Origin of the sequence: Streptomyces musisoli, assembly GCF_016741855.1 — a bacterium.
Taxonomy (GTDB): domain Bacteria; phylum Actinomycetota; class Actinomycetes; order Streptomycetales; family Streptomycetaceae; genus Streptomyces; species Streptomyces musisoli.
The window spans coordinates 434,155-450,345 of sequence record NZ_JAERRH010000006.1 but is presented as its reverse complement, the minus strand read 5'-3'; the positions used below and the strand labels follow the sequence as shown (position 1 = coordinate 450,345).

General features: G+C 72.0%; 17 protein-coding genes. 10 read left to right on the top strand and 7 right to left on the bottom strand.

The features are described 5' to 3' along the window. Positions 1–26 precede the first annotated feature (26 nt). The gene (locus tag JK361_RS19610; protein ID WP_201819829.1) at positions 27–323 is read right to left on the bottom strand and encodes a hypothetical protein; all 297 of its coding nucleotides are present in this window, start codon (positions 321–323) and stop codon (positions 27–29) included. Between the two features lie 98 nt (positions 324–421). On the opposite strand from JK361_RS19610, the gene JK361_RS19605 reads away from it, so the two are divergent. Continuing rightward, entirely contained in the window at positions 422–1,327 is a 906-nt protein-coding gene (locus JK361_RS19605) for an oxygenase MpaB family protein (protein ID WP_201819828.1), read from the top strand. Here the strand turns inward: JK361_RS19605 and JK361_RS19600 are convergent. After that, positions 1,304–1,837 carry a PadR family transcriptional regulator gene (locus tag JK361_RS19600; protein ID WP_201819827.1) on the bottom strand — a complete coding sequence of 178 codons (534 nt, stop codon included), beginning with the start codon at positions 1,835–1,837 and terminating at the stop codon, positions 1,304–1,306. The two genes, JK361_RS19605 and JK361_RS19600, sit on opposite strands and share 24 nt — an antisense overlap. A 104-nt stretch (positions 1,838–1,941) precedes the next feature. On the opposite strand from JK361_RS19600, the gene JK361_RS19595 reads away from it, so the two are divergent. After that, on the top strand, positions 1,942–2,697 hold the full coding sequence (locus JK361_RS19595; RefSeq protein ID WP_201819826.1) for an alpha/beta fold hydrolase: 756 nt from the start codon (positions 1,942–1,944) through the stop codon (positions 2,695–2,697). 27 nt (positions 2,698–2,724) lie between these two features. Here JK361_RS19595 and JK361_RS19590 read toward each other — a convergent pair whose 3' ends face one another. Beyond that, complete coding sequence (locus tag JK361_RS19590) at positions 2,725–3,324, bottom strand: class I SAM-dependent methyltransferase (protein WP_201819825.1); 600 nt, start codon at positions 3,322–3,324, stop codon at positions 2,725–2,727. Positions 3,325–3,475: 151 nt separating this feature from the next. On the opposite strand from JK361_RS19590, the gene JK361_RS19585 reads away from it, so the two are divergent. From JK361_RS19585 to JK361_RS19565, 5 genes are all read left to right on the top strand, one after another. Then, positions 3,476–4,249, top strand: a complete 774-nt coding sequence (locus tag JK361_RS19585) for an MHYT domain-containing protein (RefSeq protein ID WP_201819822.1) — start codon at positions 3,476–3,478, stop codon at positions 4,247–4,249. 48 nt (positions 4,250–4,297) lie between these two features. Continuing rightward, entirely contained in the window at positions 4,298–7,054 is a 2,757-nt protein-coding gene (locus tag JK361_RS19580; protein ID WP_236053186.1) for a sensor histidine kinase, read from the top strand. Then, the gene (locus JK361_RS19575; RefSeq protein ID WP_201819814.1) at positions 7,051–7,488 is read left to right on the top strand and encodes a roadblock/LC7 domain-containing protein; all 438 of its coding nucleotides are present in this window, start codon (positions 7,051–7,053) and stop codon (positions 7,486–7,488) included. The genes JK361_RS19580 and JK361_RS19575 overlap by 4 nt, the downstream gene beginning before the upstream one ends. Before the next feature lie 18 nt (positions 7,489–7,506). Further along, positions 7,507–7,917 (top strand): DUF742 domain-containing protein, encoded by a 411-nt coding sequence (locus JK361_RS19570; protein ID WP_201819812.1) that lies wholly within the window; start codon positions 7,507–7,509, stop codon positions 7,915–7,917. Between the two features lie 298 nt (positions 7,918–8,215). Then, positions 8,216–8,815, top strand: a complete 600-nt coding sequence (locus JK361_RS19565) for a GTP-binding protein (RefSeq protein ID WP_201819810.1) — start codon at positions 8,216–8,218, stop codon at positions 8,813–8,815. 9 nt (positions 8,816–8,824) lie between these two features. On the opposite strand, the gene JK361_RS19560 is transcribed toward JK361_RS19565, so the two are convergent. After that, a complete protein-coding gene (locus tag JK361_RS19560; protein ID WP_201819808.1) occupies positions 8,825–9,253 on the bottom strand; it encodes a PPOX class F420-dependent oxidoreductase in 429 nt (142 codons plus the stop codon). 91 nt (positions 9,254–9,344) lie between these two features. Between JK361_RS19560 and JK361_RS19555 the strand changes: the two genes are divergently transcribed. Continuing rightward, entirely contained in the window at positions 9,345–9,758 is a 414-nt protein-coding gene (locus tag JK361_RS19555) for a roadblock/LC7 domain-containing protein (RefSeq protein ID WP_201819807.1), read from the top strand. A gap of 125 nt (positions 9,759–9,883) precedes the next feature. Next, positions 9,884–10,972 carry a DUF6397 family protein gene (locus JK361_RS19550; RefSeq protein ID WP_236053185.1) on the top strand — a complete coding sequence of 363 codons (1,089 nt, stop codon included), beginning with the start codon at positions 9,884–9,886 and terminating at the stop codon, positions 10,970–10,972. A gap of 94 nt (positions 10,973–11,066) precedes the next feature. On the opposite strand, the gene JK361_RS19545 is transcribed toward JK361_RS19550, so the two are convergent. Together JK361_RS19545 and JK361_RS19540 are read right to left on the bottom strand one after the other, a co-directional pair. Beyond that, the gene (locus tag JK361_RS19545; protein ID WP_201819805.1) at positions 11,067–11,933 is read right to left on the bottom strand and encodes an acyl-CoA thioesterase; all 867 of its coding nucleotides are present in this window, start codon (positions 11,931–11,933) and stop codon (positions 11,067–11,069) included. A gap of 40 nt (positions 11,934–11,973) precedes the next feature. Further along, positions 11,974–14,487: a DEAD/DEAH box helicase gene (locus tag JK361_RS19540; protein ID WP_201819803.1), complete on the bottom strand. Its 2,514-nt coding sequence runs from the start codon at positions 14,485–14,487 to the stop codon at positions 11,974–11,976. A gap of 145 nt (positions 14,488–14,632) precedes the next feature. Here JK361_RS19540 and JK361_RS19535 point away from each other — a divergent pair, with 145 nt between their 5' ends. Continuing rightward, positions 14,633–15,427 carry a metal-dependent hydrolase gene (locus JK361_RS19535; RefSeq protein ID WP_201819801.1) on the top strand — a complete coding sequence of 265 codons (795 nt, stop codon included), beginning with the start codon at positions 14,633–14,635 and terminating at the stop codon, positions 15,425–15,427. Between the two features lie 122 nt (positions 15,428–15,549). Here the strand turns inward: JK361_RS19535 and JK361_RS19530 are convergent, their stop codons facing one another. Further along, positions 15,550–16,020, bottom strand: coding sequence for a DUF5709 domain-containing protein (locus JK361_RS19530; protein ID WP_201819798.1), 471 nt, complete (start codon positions 16,018–16,020; stop codon positions 15,550–15,552). Between the last annotated feature and the right edge of the window lie 171 nt (positions 16,021–16,191).

The window sequence follows — 16,191 nt, the reverse complement described above, 5'->3', positions numbered from 1 at the left end:
GCCACACCTGGAGAAGGAAGTTCCGCTCAGGCCGCGGGCAGCCCGAGGAGGTCGCGGGCCACCGCGCCCGGCGACTCGTCGCGCTCCCGGGCCAGCGCGACGACCGCCCGGCAGGCCAGCTCGCTCACCCCGAAGGACAGCGCCTCGGGCGACACCCAGGCCGCCGCCTCCTCTATCCGGTCCTGATCGTCCTCCGCGCGGGCCGCCACATAGACGGCCGCCGCTTCGAACAAGTTGTGTGCACGCCTCTGCCCGGTACCCGCGGGCTGCTCGCGCGTGGCGGTGCGGAGCCTGCCGGTGTACTTGCGGATCATGTCGAACACGCGGACCACCCTCTCCCCGAACGGGGTCGTCGTCGATCGCCCATCTTCTGTCCCACAACGTAGAGTCGGAGTTTCGGTCGCAGAAGGGGGACGACACGGTGAAGCGGTTCGAGAACCTGGAGCGGATCCGCCGGCTGGACCCGGTCGCGGACGCGCTGGAGATCTACCGGATCAGTGTGTCGTCGGAGTTCCCCTGGGACTACGCGCGGGCCCTCGAACTCGCTCTGTACCGCACCTACGCCGTGCCCGGCATCGGGCGTCTGCTCGCGCGGACGGCGGAGCTGACCGAGCGCACACAGAAGCGGTACGACGACACGGTGCTGCTCCTCGACACCGTCGTGGAGCACGGCTTCGCCACGGAGGAGGGGCGCACCGCGATCCGCCGCATCAACCGGATGCACCGCAGCTACGACATCAGCGACGACGACATGCGGTACGTGCTGAGCACCTTCGTGGTGGTGCCCCGGCGCTGGATCGACGCCTATGCGTGGCGGCGGCTGTCCTGGCACGAGGTCGTCGCCACCACCGAGTACTACCGCACCCTCGGCCGGCACATGGGCATTCCGGACATCCCCGAGACCTATGAGGAGTTCGAAACCCTTCTCGACTCCTACGAGGAGGCCCACTTCGGCTGGGACGAGGACGCCCGGCGCGTCTCGGACGCCACCCTCGGTCTGATGGCGTCCTGGTATCCCGGCCCCCTGGCCCCGTTGCTGCGGACCGCGACGCTCGCCCTGCTCGACGAGCCGCTGCTGCGCGCCTTCCACTACCCGAGACCCGGTGCCGTCACCACCGCGCTGGTGCGCCGCGCCGTACGGGCGCGCGGACGGCTGGTCCGGCTGCTGCCGCCGCGCCGCGACCCGCACTTCGCGCGCCAGAACCGGGAGGTCAAGGGCTACCCGAACGGATACCGTGTGGCCGATCTGGGCACCCACCCGGTCCCCGGCCTGCGCGGCTGCCCGGTGCGGCACGAGGGCACCTCAGCGGCCGGCCCCGTCGAGTGACGCCAGGGTGTCACGCAGCCAGGCCAGTTCGGCCCGGCTCGTGGCCCGTGCGATGGTGAGGACACCCCGCCGGAACGGGTCGTCCAGTTCCTCGGCGGCCAGCGGCCGGTCGCCCTCGTAGAAGAAGCTCGCCGGCTCCTCCAGGAAGGCCAGCCGGCGCCGCAGCACCACCGCCTGCGCGGCAGGGTCCGCCAGGTGCCGCAGGAACGCGAGCAGCGTGAACCAGTGGTTCTCGTCGGTGATCTCCCGCTGCGCCGGCTCGGCGAGCCGGCGCCTCAGCTCACGTCCCCCGTCCTCGGTCAGGCTCAGCACGTGGCGCGGCGCGGCCACCGCACCGGGCTCCGTCGCTCGCACCAGCAGACCCGCCTTCTCCAGCCGCTTGATCGCCGGGTAGAGCGTGCTCTCGGCGACGGGGCGCACATGGCCGGTGAGCGCCGCGATGTGACGGCGCAGGACGTAACCGTGCAGCGGGGCGTCGTAGAGGAATCCGAGGATGGCGAGTTCGAGCATGGCCGCATTCTTCCCCAGGAGTACATCGCCGCACCAATACCGCCTTGACGCTATACATCGGTGTCGAGGTATGGTCTGGCATCACACAACGCAGGGAGGGGCACGTGCAGCAGGCCACATTCGACAGCAGGGGAAGCCGCATCCGGTGGACCGAGGCGCCCGGGGCGGAGCCCGCCCGGGTGTTCCTGCACGGACTCGGATCGATGTCCGCCGTCTACCACGCGCACATCGCGGCCCGCCCCGAACTCGCGGGACGGCGCAGCCTCTTCGTCGACCTCCCCGGTCACGGCACGAGCGACCGCCCCCGGGACTTCGGCTACACGCTGGAGGACCACGCCGGCGCGGTCGCGGCCGCACTGGACGCGGCCGGTGTCGCCGGCGCCGAACTGATCGCGCACAGCATGGGCGGCGCCGTGGCCGTCGTCCTCGCCCACCGGCGTCCCGACCTCGTATCCCGGCTGGTCCTGACGGAGGCCAACCTGGACGCCTTTCCGCCGTCGACCGCCGCCAGCAGCAACATCGCCGCCTACGACGAGGACGAGTTCGTGGAGAAGGAGTATGCGCGCGTGCTGGAGGCCGTGGGACCGCTGTGGGCGGCCACCATGCGGTTGGCCGACCCGCGCGCCCTGCACCGCAGCGCCGTCGGGCTGCGCCAGGGCTCGGATCCGGTGATGCGAACGCTCCTGGAGGGACTGCCCGTCGGCCGTGTCTACCTCCAGGGCGAGCACAGCGGCGAACTCACGGGCGTGAAGGGCCTGGAAGCCGCCGGGGTGCGCGTCGTGACGGTGCCCGGCGCCGGGCACAACGTCATGTTCGACGCCCCCGACGCCTTCGTGGCGGCCGTCGCCGGAACGGACTGACCGCCGCGGCCGTCAGTCGTCAGTTCCTCAGTCTTCGCGCACCGCGAGTGCGAGGAAACGGGCGTCCTCGTCGACGTACGACGTCATACGCCAGCCCGAACGGGACAGCAGCGGCCGGAGATTGTCCTCGGCCCGCAGGTCGCCGGGCGTGATCCGGCGGCCCTGGCGCGCCGCCAGGGCCGCTCGGCCGATGGGGTGGAAGAGGGCGAGCGTGCCGCCCCGCCGCACGCCACGGGCCAGTTCCCGCAGGTTGTCCACCGGATGCGGCAGGTGGGCGATCAGGCCGGCCGCGAACACGGCGTCGAGACTGCCCGAGCGCAGCGGCAGCGCGGCGACGTCCGCGAGCAGCAGCCGCCCGTGGCGGTCCCGGCCGGCCTGCACGGCGGTCTGGAGCATCGCCGGGGTCAGGTCGGCGCCCAGAACCACCCCGGAGGGGCCCACGGCGGCCCGCAGGGGCGGCAGCGCCCGCCCCGTGCCGCAGCCCGCGTCCAGCACGCGATCCCCCTCGCGCAGTCCGAGGCCGGACACGGCGGCCGCGTAGGCCGGGCCGTCGTCCGGGAACCTGCTGTCCCAGTCGGCGGCCCGGGCGGTGAAGAACTCCTGGACATGTGTGTGGTCGTCGCTCATGCTCCGCATGATTCCTCACCGCCACGAGGGATGTCTCTGCGCGCACGTTCGAGCGGGACGCGATCGCTTCGTCGCAACTGTGCGCATATTCCAGCACCTTTCGAAATGCGCCCCCGTTGTGCGCCCCTGCCCCCGCTAGCGTCCCGGGGCCATGGGACACCTGGACCACGCCGCCTTCGGCTGGCTGACCCCCGCGCTGTCGTACGTGATGGCCTGCATAGGCGCCGCACTGGGACTGCGCTGCACCGTGCGCGCGCTGGCCGCCACCGGCCGTGCGCGCCGCAACTGGCTCGTCACCGCTGCCTCCGCGATCGGGACGGGCATCTGGACCATGCACTTCGTGGCCATGCTCGGCTTCCGGGTCAGCGGCACCGACATCCGCTACGACGTGCCGCTGACGATCCTCAGCCTCCTCGTCGCCATGGTCGTCGTCTGCGCCGGCGTCTTCGCCGTCGGCCACGGCCGCGACCGCACCCGCGCGCTCCTCCTCGGCGGCCTCACCACCGGACTGGGCGTCGCCAGCATGCACTACCTGGGCATGGCGGCGGTGCGGTTGCACGGACACGTCGAGTACGACCCCGTCCTCGTCGGACTGTCGGTACTGATCGCCGTCGTCGCGGCCACCGCCGCCCTGTGGGCCGCACTCAACATCACGTCACCCCTGGCGGTCACCGTCGCCTCCCTCGTCATGGGGGCAGCCGTCAGCAGCATGCACTACACCGGGATGTTCGCGGTGAGCGTGCGTGTGGAACCTTCCGGCGACGCTCTTCCCGGCGCCACGGCGATGCAGTTCATCTTCCCCCTGGCCGTCGGCCTCGGGTCGTACCTGTTCATCACCTCGGCCTTCGTCGCCCTCTCTCCCACGGCCGGCGAGCGCGAGGCGTCCGCCTCCGCCCAGCGGCCCGTCGAGAGTGCCGCCCGCTAGCGGGACCTCGGCCCGAGCGCCCCCGACCACGTCCCGAGCGAGGAGGCCATGCGCCCACCCCGTACTCCTGAAAAGGCCGTCGACCCCGTGCACCGTCCGCGCGGACGCCGCGCACACGCCGGACCGCCCGCCGACGAGGGCGACGACCGCCCGCTCGGCACGCCGCCCGCCACGGCACGGGCGCGCGGGAGCCGCCTTTACCCGCGGCCCCGGACCGTGCGCGCCAAGGTGGTCAGCCTCCTGATGGTGCCCGTCGTCTCCCTGCTCGCCCTCTGGGCGTACGCCGCCGTCACCACCGCCCAGGACGTCGCCCGCCTGCGCCAGTCCCAGCGGGTCGACGCCGAACTGCGCACCCCGGTGGCCGCGGCCGTCACCGCGTTGCAGGCCGAGCGCACCGCTGCCGTCCGCTACGCCACGGCCCCGAGCGCCCGGAACGGCGGCGATCTCGAGGACCTGGCGGCCCGCACCGACCGGGCCGTGGCCAGGCTGCGGCTCGGCCGTGGCAGCACGGTCGCCGACAGCCAGGAACTGCCCGCCGGCATCTCGGGGCGCCTGGATGCCTTCGTCACCGGTGCCGAGCACCTCGGCACACTGCGGACGGCGGTACTGGGCCACAGGGCGGCCTGGGACGACGCGTACACGCGATACACGAAGACCATCGGCGCGGCCTTCGCCGTGGACGGTGCCCTCACCGGCGTCCAGCAGGCCGACGTCGCCTCCGACGCGCGCGTGCTGCTCGAATTCTCCCGCGCCGCCGAGGCACTGGCCCAGGAGGACGCCCTGCTGGGCAGTGCACGGACCGAGGGCACCCTGCGGGGGGAGCGCCTGAGGCTCTTCGGCGCCGCCGTCGCCACCCGCCGTGCCCTCACCGAGACCGCCGTGACCGACCTGCCTTCCGCGCAACGCACCGCATGGCGGGAGTTGGCGGGGAACGGCTCGTACACCGCCCTGGGCGCCACGGAGGACAGGCTGCTCGCCGCCGGGCCGGGTGCCGGTCCGGCCGACGCGGCACCGCAAGCCGCCTGGAGTGCCGCTCACGCGCGCGTGCAGGACGGCATGCGGACCATCGCGGCGGCCACGGGACGCGCCGTCGCCGGCCGAGCCGACCCCGTCGCCCGCGGCCTGCTCAGCCCCGCCGGCGCCGTCGTGCTCCTCGGGCTCGCCGCCGTCGCCGCCTCCCTCCTCATCTCCGTCCGCATCGGCCGGGCCCTCGTGGTCGAACTCGTCAGCCTGCGCAACGATGCGCTGGAGATCGCCCGCCGCAAACTCCCCGAGGCGATGCGGAGACTGCGCGCCGGCGAGGAGATCGATGTCCAGGCCGAGGCGCCCGCCGGGCCACTCGCCGAGGACGAGACCGGGCAGGTCGCCGAAGCCCTCACCACCGTCCACCGCGCCGCGCTCAGCGCCGCCGTCGAGCGCGCCGAACTCGCCGGCGGCATCTCCGGGGTCTTCGTCAACCTGGCCCGCCGCAGCCAGGTCCTGGTCCACCGCCAGCTCAGCCTCCTCGACAGCATGGAGCGGCGCTCCGACGACCCCGACGAACTCAGCGACCTGTTCCGCCTGGACCACCTCACCACCCGGATGCGGCGCCATGCCGAGAGCCTGATCATCCTCTCCGGAGCCGCACCCGGCCGGGCCTGGCGCATGCCGGTGTCCCTGACCGACGTCGTGCGCGCCGCCGTGTCCGAAATCGAGGACTACGCGCGCGTGGAGGTGCGCCAGTTCCCCGAGGCCCATGTCGTCGGCACGGCGGTCGCCGACCTCACCCACCTCCTCGCCGAGCTCGTCGAGAACGCCGCGCAGTTCTCACCGCCCCACACACGCGTGCGGGTCACCGGCGAACCCGTCGGCAACGGCTACGCCCTGGAGATCGAGGACCGGGGACTGGGCATGGGCGCCGACACCCTCGCGGAGGCCAACCGGCGCATCGAACAGTCGGAGGCGCTCGACCTCTTTGACAGCGACCGCCTCGGGCTCTTCGTGGTCAGCAGGCTCGCCTCCCGGCACGAGATCAAGGTGCACCTGCGGACCTCCCCGTACGGAGGCACCACCGCCGTGGTCCTGCTGCCGACGGCACTGCTCCACAGCGGCCCGGCGGAGCGCTCCTTCCCACAGGACGGACAGGCCCGCGCCGGCCTGGACGGCGCCCACGCGCGCGTACCCGGAACGACCGCACCCCAGGAGGCGGCCGTCACCGCTCGCCCGGACCGGCCCGCCCTGGCGACCGGGCCCGGCGCGCACGGCACCGTGCAGCCGCCGGGGCCCGGCACGGCCCGGCCTGCCCCCGGCCCGGACGCGACCGCGCCGGCGTCGAGCCCCTCCGGCACCCAACCGGCATCCGGCTCCCACGGCACCGCGGCGGCTCCCGGTCCCCACGGGCTCGGGGAGGCTCCAGGCCCCCACGGCACCGTGGCGGCTCCCAGTCCCCGCGGCACCGTGGCGGCTCCCGGCTCCTCCGGCACCAAAAGGGCGTCCGACTCCTCCGGCACAGCCCACGAGCCCCCACCTCCCGTAGTCACCGCCTTGAGGCCGCACCGTCCGCAGGACGACTGCGAGGCCAGCGACGACCTCCCGCGCCGTGTGCGCCAGGCGAGCCTCGCCCCCCAACTGCGCCACCAGCGCCCCGAAGAACCGGACGCGCGGCCCGACCGGCACGGTGACGACAGGCGCACCCCCGAACTCGTACGGGACCGCATGGCGGCATACCGCGACGGCTGGACACGCGGTGGTGGCGGACAGCCCGGCCGCGGTGCCGCTCACCGCCCCGAATCGGGCAGTCCCAGCAGCGAAGGAGACCCGGAATGATCCAGGACCCGAACCCGAGGACCGGCCGGCGGTCCGGCGAACTGGACTGGCTGCTCGACGACCTGGTGATGCGCGTCGGCGAGGTACGGCACGCCGTCGTGCTGTCCAACGACGGCCTCGCGGTCGGCGCCTCCACCGGCCTGGCACGGGAGGACGCCGAGCATCTCGCCGCCGTGGCCTCCGGCTTCAACAGTCTCGCCAAGGGCGCGGGACGGCACTTCGGAGCGGGCGGAGTCCGCCAGACCATGGTCGAGATGGACGACGCGTTCCTCTTCGTGGCCGCCGCCGGTGACGGCTCCTGTCTCGCCCTGCTCACCGCGGTCACGGCCGACATCGGACTGGTCGCCTACGAGATGGCCCGCCTGGTCAAGCGTGTCGGAGAGCATCTCCACACGGCGCCGCGCGTCACGGCGCAGCCACCCGCCGCCGGATGAGCCGGAGAGGCTGGACCCATGACGGAGACTCCGGTCGACGGGCCCCTGGAGCCGGGCAGCCAGTGGTACGACGGCGAGGCCGGGCCCCTGGTCCGCCCGTACGCCATGACCGGGGGACGCACCCAGTCCGGGCCCACCGGTGTGCGCTTCGACCTGATCGCACTCGTCGTCCTCGACCCTGCCGCACCGGCGCTCGACGACTCCGTACTCGGTCCCGAGCACCGGACCCTGATCGGCCTGTGCCGGGCGGAGACGCAGTCCGTTGCCGAACTCGCGGCGGACGCGGACCTGCCGGTCGGCGTGATCAGGGTGCTCCTCGGAGACCTCCTGGAACTCGGCTGCGTGGCCGTCAGCCGCCCCGTGCCCCCGGCACACCTGCCCGACGAACGGATCCTGCGCGAGGTCATCGAAGGATTGCGAGCGCTGTAGATGAACTTCCGAGGACCGCCGCACGCCTCGCTGCGGCTGCGGCTGCGGCTGCGGGTGGGGATGCGAGTGCCGACGTGGGGACCGGTGGGGCGGGCCGGCCGCTGCCGCAGCTGTACGCCTGGCAGGATCCCGACCCGTCCGATCCGGGCGTGTTGCGTCAACGATCGTGCGCAAGCCGGTCATATCGGGGCCGGTTCGGTACAACCCCTCCGACACGCAACCCCGTTGTCATGATGCTGACTTCACCACCGGAGCATGTGGACGCCGGCCGCGGCCGGCCCTCCCGAGAGAAGTGATCATGGTCTCCGAGCACTCCGCCGGCGGCGACACCTCCGCCCTGGCGCTGAAGATACTGGTCGCCGGCGGCTTCGGCGTCGGCAAGACGACCCTGGTCGGGGCCGTCAGCGAGATCCGGCCGCTGCGCACCGAGGAACTGCTGAGCGAAGCCGGTCAGCTGGTGGACGACACCGACGGGGTGGACCAGAAGGCCACCACGACCGTGGCCATGGACTTCGGGCGGATCACGATCCGTTCCGGCCTGTCGCTCTACCTCTTCGGTACACCGGGACAGGACCGCTTCTGGTTCCTGTGGGACGAACTGGCCCAAGGAGCCCTCGGCGCCGTGGTCCTCGCGGACACCAGGCGGCTGGAGGACTGCTTCCCCGCCGTCGACTACTTCGAGCACCGGCGCATCCCGTTCGTGGTCGCCGTCAACTGCTTCGCGGGAGCCCGTGCCTACGGCGCCCACGACGTCTGCCGGGCCCTCGACCTGGACCACGGCACGCCCGTGGTCCTGTGCGACGCACGCGACCGCGCCTCCGGCAAGGAAGTGCTGATCCGGCTCGTCGAGTACGCCGGGCGGATGCACACCGCCCGGCTCCTGGACTCGGTCGGCTGAGCCGACCGCTCAGGCCGCGAGGTCCCGTACGGCCACCACGTTGTCGATGCTGACGCGGACGAGGAGTTCCCCCGGCACGCCGTTGCGGGCGCCGTACTCCTCGGCACGGTCCTCGCCCATGTACCGGGCGGCGATCCGGGTGGCCCACCGGCGCACCTCGGCCAGGTCCTCCGACAGTCGGGCGCGGCCGCCCAGCACCACGAAGTGGAACGGCGGACGATCGTCGTCCACGCACAGGGCGATCCGGCCGTCACGGGCCAGGTTGCGCCCCTTGACCGTGTCCTTGCCGGTGTTGAACACCACATCGTCGCCGTCCAGGAGGAACCAGATCGGAGCCACGTGCGGGCTGCCGTCGGCGCGGACGGTGGACAGCTTGCCGGTGCGGGTGCCGTCCGAGACGAACGCCCGCCATTCCTCATCGGTCATCTTCTCTGCCATGGCCCCATCCTGCTTGCTCGCGGGCCGGTCGTGGGGAAGGCTGGCGGGGAGTACCTCCAGCCAGGGGGAGACATCACACGGGGAGATGGACATGGTGCAGAACCAGGGCCTCGGCTGGCTCCTGGACGATCTGACCGAGCGGGTGGACCACGTCCGCCACGCGCTCGTCCTGTCGAACGACGGGCTGGTCACCGCAGCGAGCACGGGCCTACGCCGCGAGGACTCCGAGCATCTGGCCGCCGTGGCATCCGGGCTGCACAGCCTGGCCAAGGGCTCGGGGCGGCACTTCGGCGCGGGCAAGGTGCGCCAGACGATGATCGAGTACGACGACGCCGTGCTGTTCGTGACCGCGGCAGGCACCGGCAGCTGTCTGTGCCTGCTCAGCGGGGCGGAAGCCGACATCGGTCAGATCGCCTACGAGATGACCCTGCTCGTCAACCGGGTCGGCGAACACCTCGGCGTCGACGCGAGGCAACCCGAGCGGACTCGTATAGCGGACGTCTGACCTGGGGCTTCTCCGGTTTCGCGGAGTTATCCACAGGTTCGCCACGACATGCGAGGGTCCGGTTACGGTGGGTGCACGGCGAACGCGCAGGGCGTGAGCCAAGAACTCCACGGGGGAGTACGACCATGGCGGCGAACACTATCGACCCACCCCGCCCCGGCACCTGCACACCGAGCCGTGCCGCTCGCGAACTGGGACTCAGGCGAAGCGAGTTCGACCTCGCCGTGCATCTCGGCCGCATCCGGACCGTGCCCGACGAGGGCGGGGGAGGGGGCCGCCGGGTGGAACACGCGGAGATCGACCGCCTCCGCGCACAGGACGGCTTCCCCGAGTCCCTTCGCGAGCGGGTGCGGGCCGTGGGCACGGCGGAGGGAGCCGCCCTCATGGACATCCCGGCCGGCCGGTTCATCCGGCTCGCCCGGCTGGGCCTGCTCGTGCCGGTCGCCTTCTACCTGAACCGTTACCGGGCCGTGGTCTGGCTCTATCTGGCGGAGGAACTGCGGGAGTTCGTGTCGGCCCCGGAGAACAGGCACCTGCTCAAGGGGCGGACACCCGAGACCTTGCGGGGCCAGCTGGCGACGGGAGTGGACCTGCGGGCACGCAACTGGCGCGGACGCCATCTGGGCTTCCTGCTGCGGCAGGCCGAGGACCCCTGGGCCCGGGCCGGCGCCGTGGCCGCCTTCCTGGCCCCAGTCGAGGTCGCCGAGGTCATCAAGGACCCCTACGAGCGCGCCGTCCTGAACCGGTTCCGGCCCGGACCGCCCGGGCACGGAGTTCCCGGTTCCCCCGCCGCGGCCGTCGCCGAGCGGATCATGACGGCGCAGGACGCGGACGAGATCGGCTGGCTGCGCAGCGATCTGGCGCGCTCGGTCGGGGAGGCCCGCACCGTCTCGCCCGCCCCGCGTCCCGCCACCCGTCGTGACCCGACGGCGGTCCGCGCGGCCGCACGGCCGATTCCGCCGATGGCCCGGACGGTCACCGCACCCAGAAAAGAGGCGACGCACTCCTCTGATGCGACCGGGCGGCCCCCCGAACTGCCGGTGCGCCTCCCGGGGTTGCATGTGCCGCCTCCGGAGCCGGCGGCACGAGGGGCCGTGCCGCCCGTCCGCCGGGGCCACGGACCGGTGCAACCCGCCGCGCCGCGGCCGCCCCGCGGCCTGCGGGCCTGGCTGCGACGGAGAAGTCCACGGCCCGCGGGCCCCGTCAGGGTCTGAACACCCGGACGGTTCCGAACCCCGCGTCAAGTGCCGACGCCCCGCCGCGGCCCCTGCCGCCGGGTGCTACAGGGACGGCCCTTGTCGACGGGTGCTACAGGGCCCGGAAAAGGCCCTCCTGGACGACCGACACGAGCAGCCGTCCCTGGAGGTCGTAGATACGCCCGCGGGCCAGCCCGCGCCCGCCCGTGATGATCGGGGACTCCTGGTCGTACAGGAACCACTCGTCGGCGCGGAACGGCCGGTGGAACCACATGGCGTGGTCCAGGGAGGCCATGTCGAAGTTCCGCGGACCCCACAGGGGCTCCACCGGAATGCGGACCGCGTCCAGAAGGGTCATGTCACTGGCGTAGGTCAGCGCGCACGTGTGGACCCAAGGGTCGTCGCCCAGCGGTCCCACCGCGCGCATCCACACGGCGCTGCGCGGCTCGGCCCCCTTGATCTCCTCGGCGTTCCAGCGCAGCCGGTCGACGTAACGGATGTCGAAGGGCTGGCGGCGCGCCATCCGCTCCAACTGCTCCGGCAGCGCTCCCAGTTGCTTGCGGATCTCCTCGGTGACCGTCGGCAGCGACTCGGGGTCGGGCACCTCCCGGGCCGGCGGCAGCTGGTGCTCGAACGGTCCTTCCTCAGGCTTGTGAAAGGAGGCGGTCAGATTGAAGATCGTGCGTCCCTGCTGCACGGCCGTGACCCGGCGCGTCGTGAAGGAGCGTCCGTCGCGGACCCGCTCCACCTGGTACACGATGGGCACGCCCGGCCGGCCCGGGCGCAGGAAGTACGCGTGCAGCGAGTGCACCGGGCGTTCGCCGTCCGTGGTGCGTCCGGCGGCGACCAGCGCCTGGCCCGCCACCTGGCCGCCGAACACCCGCTGGAGGGATTCCTGCGGGCTGCGGCCACGGAAGATGTTGACCTCGATCTGTTCCAGGTCGAGCAGGTCGACCAGCCTCTCGGCCGGATTCGTCATCGGTGGAGTTCTCCTTGGCTTACCAGTGGCCGGGAACGGCTCACAGCTGGCCGACGTCGGTGACGCGGACGACGGCACGCCCCTCGGCGTCGGAGGCCGCGAGGTCGATCTCCGCGCTGATACCCCAGTCGTGGTCGTCGTTCGGGTCGTCGAAGATCTGCCGGACGCGCCAGAGGCAGTTCTCCGGCTCCTCCTTGATCACGAGGAGCTTCGGGCCACGGGCGTCGGGACCGGTGCCCAGGTCGTCGTACTCGTCCCAGTACGCGTCCATCGCCTCGCCCCACGCGTCGGCGTCCCAGCCGGAGTCGGCGTCCATCTCGCCCAGTTCCTCGACCTGGTCCAGGGCGGCCAGCTCCACGCGGCGGAACAGGGCGTTGCGGACCAGCACGCGGAAGGCGCGGGCGTTGGCGGTGACCGGCTTGACCTCGTCGGCCTTCTCCTGGGCCTCCTCGGCGGTCATCTCCTCCGGGTTGGCGAGCTGCTCCCACTCGTCCAGCAGACTGGAGTCCACCTGGCGCACCATCTCGCCCAGCCACTCGATCAGGTCTTGCAGGTCCTCGGACTTCAGGTCGTCCGGGATGGTGTGGTCGAGGGTCTTGTAGGCGCTGGCGAGGTAGCGCAGCACGATGCCCTCGGTGCGGGCCAGCTCGTAGAAGGACACCAGCTCCGTGAAGGACATGGCCCGTTCGTACATGTCCCGGATCACCGACTTCGGCGACAGCGGGTGGTCGCCGACCCACGGGTGGCTCTTGCGGTAGGTGTTGTAGGCGTGGAAGAGCAGCTCTTCCAGCGGCTTCGGGTACGTGATGTCCTGGAGGCGCTCCATGCGCTCCTCGTACTCGACCCCGTCCGCCTTCATCGCGGCGACGGCCTCGCCGCGTGCCTTGTTCTGCTGGGCGACGAGGATCTGCCGAGGGTCGTCCAGGGTGGACTCGACCACGGAGACCATGTCGAGGGCGTAGGACGGCGACTCGGGGTCGAGGAGTTCGAACGAGGCCAGGGCGAACGTGGACAGCGGCTGGTTCAGCGCGAAGTCCTGCTGGAGGTCGACCGTGAGCCGGACGATGCGGCCCTCTGCGTCCGGCCTGTCGAGCTTCTCCACGATCCCGCCGTCCAGCAGCGAGCGGTAGATCGCGATGGCCCTGCGGATGTGCCTCAGCTGCTGCCTGCGCGGCTCGTGGTTGTCCTCCAGCAGGTGGCGCATCGCCTCGAACGCGTTGCCCGGGCGGGCGATCACCGAGAGCAGCATCGTGTGCGTCACCCGGAAGCGAGAGGTCAGCGGCTCCGGGTCCGACTCGATCAGCTTCTGGAAGGTGTTCTCCGTCCAGCCGACGAAACCCTCCGGCGCCTTCTTGCGGACGACCTTGCGCCGCTTCTTCGGGTCGTCGCCCGCCTTCGCCAGCGCCTTCTCGTTCTCGATGACGTGCTCCGGCGCCTGCGCGACCACGAGCCCCGCCGTGTCGAAGCCGGCCCGGCCGGCCCGGCCCGCGATCTGGTGGAACTCACGGGCCCGCAGGGTGCGCACCCGGTTGCCGTCGTACTTGGTCAGCGCCGTGAACAGCACCGTGCGAATGGGCACGTTGACGCCCACACCGAGCGTGTCCGTGCCGCAGATGACCTTCAGCAGGCCGGCCTGGGCGAGCTTCTCCACCAGACGCCGGTACTTGGGCAGCATGCCGGCGTGGTGCACACCGATGCCGTGCCGGACGTAACGGGAGAGGTTGCGGCCGAACTTGGTGGTGAAGCGGAAGTTGCCGATCAGCTCGGCGATCTGGTCCTTCTCCTCACGCGAGCACATGTTGATGCTCATCAGCGCCTGCGCCCGCTCCACGGCCTGCGCCTGCGTGAAGTGCACGATGTACACCGGGGCCTGCTTGCTCTCCAGCAGGTCGGTGAGCGTCTCGGTGAGCGGGGTCAGCTGGTACTCGTAGGAGAGGGGCACCGGGCGGGTCGCCGAGCGGACCACCGAGGTGGGCCGGCCGGTGCGGCGGGTGAGGTCCTTCTCGAAGAAGGACACGTCACCCAGGGTGGCGGACATCAGGATGAACTGCGCCTGCGGGAGTTCCAGCAGCGGGATCTGCCATGCCCAGCCGCGGTCGCCTTCCGCGTAGAAGTGGAACTCGTCCATGACGACCTGGCCGACGTCCGCGTTCTTGCCGTCACGCAGCGCGATCGAAGCGAGCACCTCGGCGGTGCAGCAGATGACGGGCGCGTCGGCGTTCACGGAGGCGTCGCCGGTGAGCATGCCGACGTTCTCGGTGCCGAAGAGCTTGCACAGCTCGAAGAACTTCTCCGAGACCAGCGCCTTGATCGGTGCCGTGTAGAAGGTGACCTCGTCCCGGGCCAGCGCGGCGAAGTGCGCGCCCGCAGCGATCATGCTCTTGCCGGAGCCGGTGGGCGTCGAGACGATCACGTTCGCCCCGGAGACCACCTCGATCAGAGCCTCCTCCTGGTGGGGATAGAGGGTGAGGCCACGCTCCTGCGCCCACGACTCGAAGGCTTCGTACAGGGCGTCGGGGTCGGCAGTCGGCGGCAGCTGATCGATGAGGGTCACGACCCCATCTTGCCTGGCCCACCGCCCGAGCGGGGAATCGGCTGCGAGCAGGAAGATCACGGCCGCTACGCTGTGTCGCCGACGCAGCGTCAGCGCACCAGGTCAACTGGACAGCGGCACACGAGGAATGGGGCGGAAAGCGGCCATGATGGGACCAGCACACTCACTGTCGGGGGCCGCGGCCTGGCTGGGCGTCGGAGCCGCCGCGGCGGCGGCCGGGCACGCGATGCCCTGGCCGGTGCTCCTGTCCGGCGCCCTGATCTGCGCCGGCGCCGCCCTCGCCCCGGACCTCGATCACAAGGCGGCCACGATCTCGCGGGCCTTCGGGCCGATCTCGCGCTGGATCTGCGAGATCGTGGACAAGCTGTCGTACGCCGTCTACAAGGCGACCAGGAAGCAGGGCGACCCGCGCCGCTCCGGCGGGCACCGCACGCTGACGCACACCTGGGTGTGGGCGGTCCTGATCGGCGCCGGCTCCTCCGCGGCGGCGATCGCCGGAGGCCGCTGGGCCGTGCTGGCGATCCTGTTCGTGCACATGGTGCTCGCGATCGAGGGTCTGCTGTGGCGGGCGGCGCGCGGCTCCAGCAGCGACGTCCTGGTCTGGCTGCTGGCGGCGACCAGCGCGTGGATCCTCGCGGGAGTGCTCGACAAACCGGGCAATGGCTCCGACTGGCTGTTCACCGCACCCGGGCAGGAGTACCTCTGGCTGGGGCTGCCGATCGTGCTGGGCGCGCTCGTGCACGACATCGGGGACGCGCTGACGGTGTCCGGCTGCCCGGTCCTGTGGCCGATCCCGGTCGGGCGCAAGCGCTGGTACCCGATCGGTCCGCCGAAGGCGATGCGGTTCCGGGCGGGCAGCTGGGTCGAGCTGAAGGTGCTGATGCCGGTGTTCATGCTGCTCGGCGGCGTGGGCTGCGCCGCGGCCCTCAACGTGATCTGAGGACCCTGCTCGGCCGGAGACCTTCAGCCGGGGCACTCCCGGCCGAAGATCCGTCAATGGGGGACCTCTCAGCCGGGGACCTCTCGGCCGGGCACCTTTCAGCTGGATCGGTCGGGCACCTCTCAGCCGGAGAAGGAGTCCTCGTCGACGATGTGCATCGCGGCCTCCTCGGCGGAGGCGGCCGCCCCGTCGATGCCGACGTCGGTGGCGACGAGGGCGGCCTCCTCGTCCTCGTGCGCCCCCTCGTCGGGGGCCACCAGCCGGCCGGAGCGGAAGTTGCCGACCTCGTTGTCCAGAAGCTCCCCGTCCGTGCCGTCGCAGTCGCCGATGCCGTCGCCGTCCGGCGCGGCGAGATCGGGCTGCTCCTCCGCGAGCCGCTGGTCGAGGGTCTCGCCCGCCTGGCGTTCGGCTGCGGTCACGCCGCGGTGTTCGACCGCCCACGGTCGCTCGGGAGGGGACCAGCCGCGGTCGAGGGGGTCTGCGACGCCGTCGAAGTCCAGTGTGTCCTCGACGTCGAGCACCCCCGAATCCTCCCGGATCTCCGAGGGATCGGGCTGGTAGACGTCGTCCCCCCAGCCGTCGGCGCTGTCCACGAGTACCTCCAGGTGGTGAGGACGGCCGGATGCCGCCCCAGCGGGTGGCGGACCGTCGGCACACACGGCACGGGGGTCACACACCGTGCACCAGGCGGTTCCCGGGTGCGTCCCGAGCCTGTGCCGCCGCTTTCCAGCCTTCCACCCCTGCTCGGCACCGCGCAACGGCAC

What these genes read in the sequence shown, in the direction of transcription:
- JK361_RS19600 (WP_201819827.1), bottom strand. Translation starts at nt 1,837, where the DNA reads ATGCTCGAACTCGCCATCCTCGGATTCCTCTACGACGCCCCGCTGCAC.
- JK361_RS19590 (WP_201819825.1), bottom strand. Translation starts at nt 3,324, where the DNA reads ATGAGCGACGACCACACACATGTCCAGGAGTTCTTCACCGCCCGGGCC.
- JK361_RS19585 (WP_201819822.1), top strand. Translation starts at nt 3,476, where the DNA reads ATGGGACACCTGGACCACGCCGCCTTCGGCTGGCTGACCCCCGCGCTG.
- JK361_RS19580 (WP_236053186.1), top strand. Translation starts at nt 4,298, where the DNA reads ATGCGCCCACCCCGTACTCCTGAAAAGGCCGTCGACCCCGTGCACCGT.
- JK361_RS19575 (WP_201819814.1), top strand. Translation starts at nt 7,051, where the DNA reads ATGATCCAGGACCCGAACCCGAGGACCGGCCGGCGGTCCGGCGAACTG.
- JK361_RS19570 (WP_201819812.1), top strand. Translation starts at nt 7,507, where the DNA reads ATGACGGAGACTCCGGTCGACGGGCCCCTGGAGCCGGGCAGCCAGTGG.
- JK361_RS19565 (WP_201819810.1), top strand. Translation starts at nt 8,216, where the DNA reads ATGGTCTCCGAGCACTCCGCCGGCGGCGACACCTCCGCCCTGGCGCTG.
- JK361_RS19560 (WP_201819808.1), bottom strand. Translation starts at nt 9,253, where the DNA reads ATGGCAGAGAAGATGACCGATGAGGAATGGCGGGCGTTCGTCTCGGAC.
- JK361_RS19555 (WP_201819807.1), top strand. Translation starts at nt 9,345, where the DNA reads ATGGTGCAGAACCAGGGCCTCGGCTGGCTCCTGGACGATCTGACCGAG.
- JK361_RS19550 (WP_236053185.1), top strand. Translation starts at nt 9,884, where the DNA reads ATGGCGGCGAACACTATCGACCCACCCCGCCCCGGCACCTGCACACCG.
- JK361_RS19545 (WP_201819805.1), bottom strand. Translation starts at nt 11,933, where the DNA reads ATGACGAATCCGGCCGAGAGGCTGGTCGACCTGCTCGACCTGGAACAG.
- JK361_RS19535 (WP_201819801.1), top strand. Translation starts at nt 14,633, where the DNA reads ATGATGGGACCAGCACACTCACTGTCGGGGGCCGCGGCCTGGCTGGGC.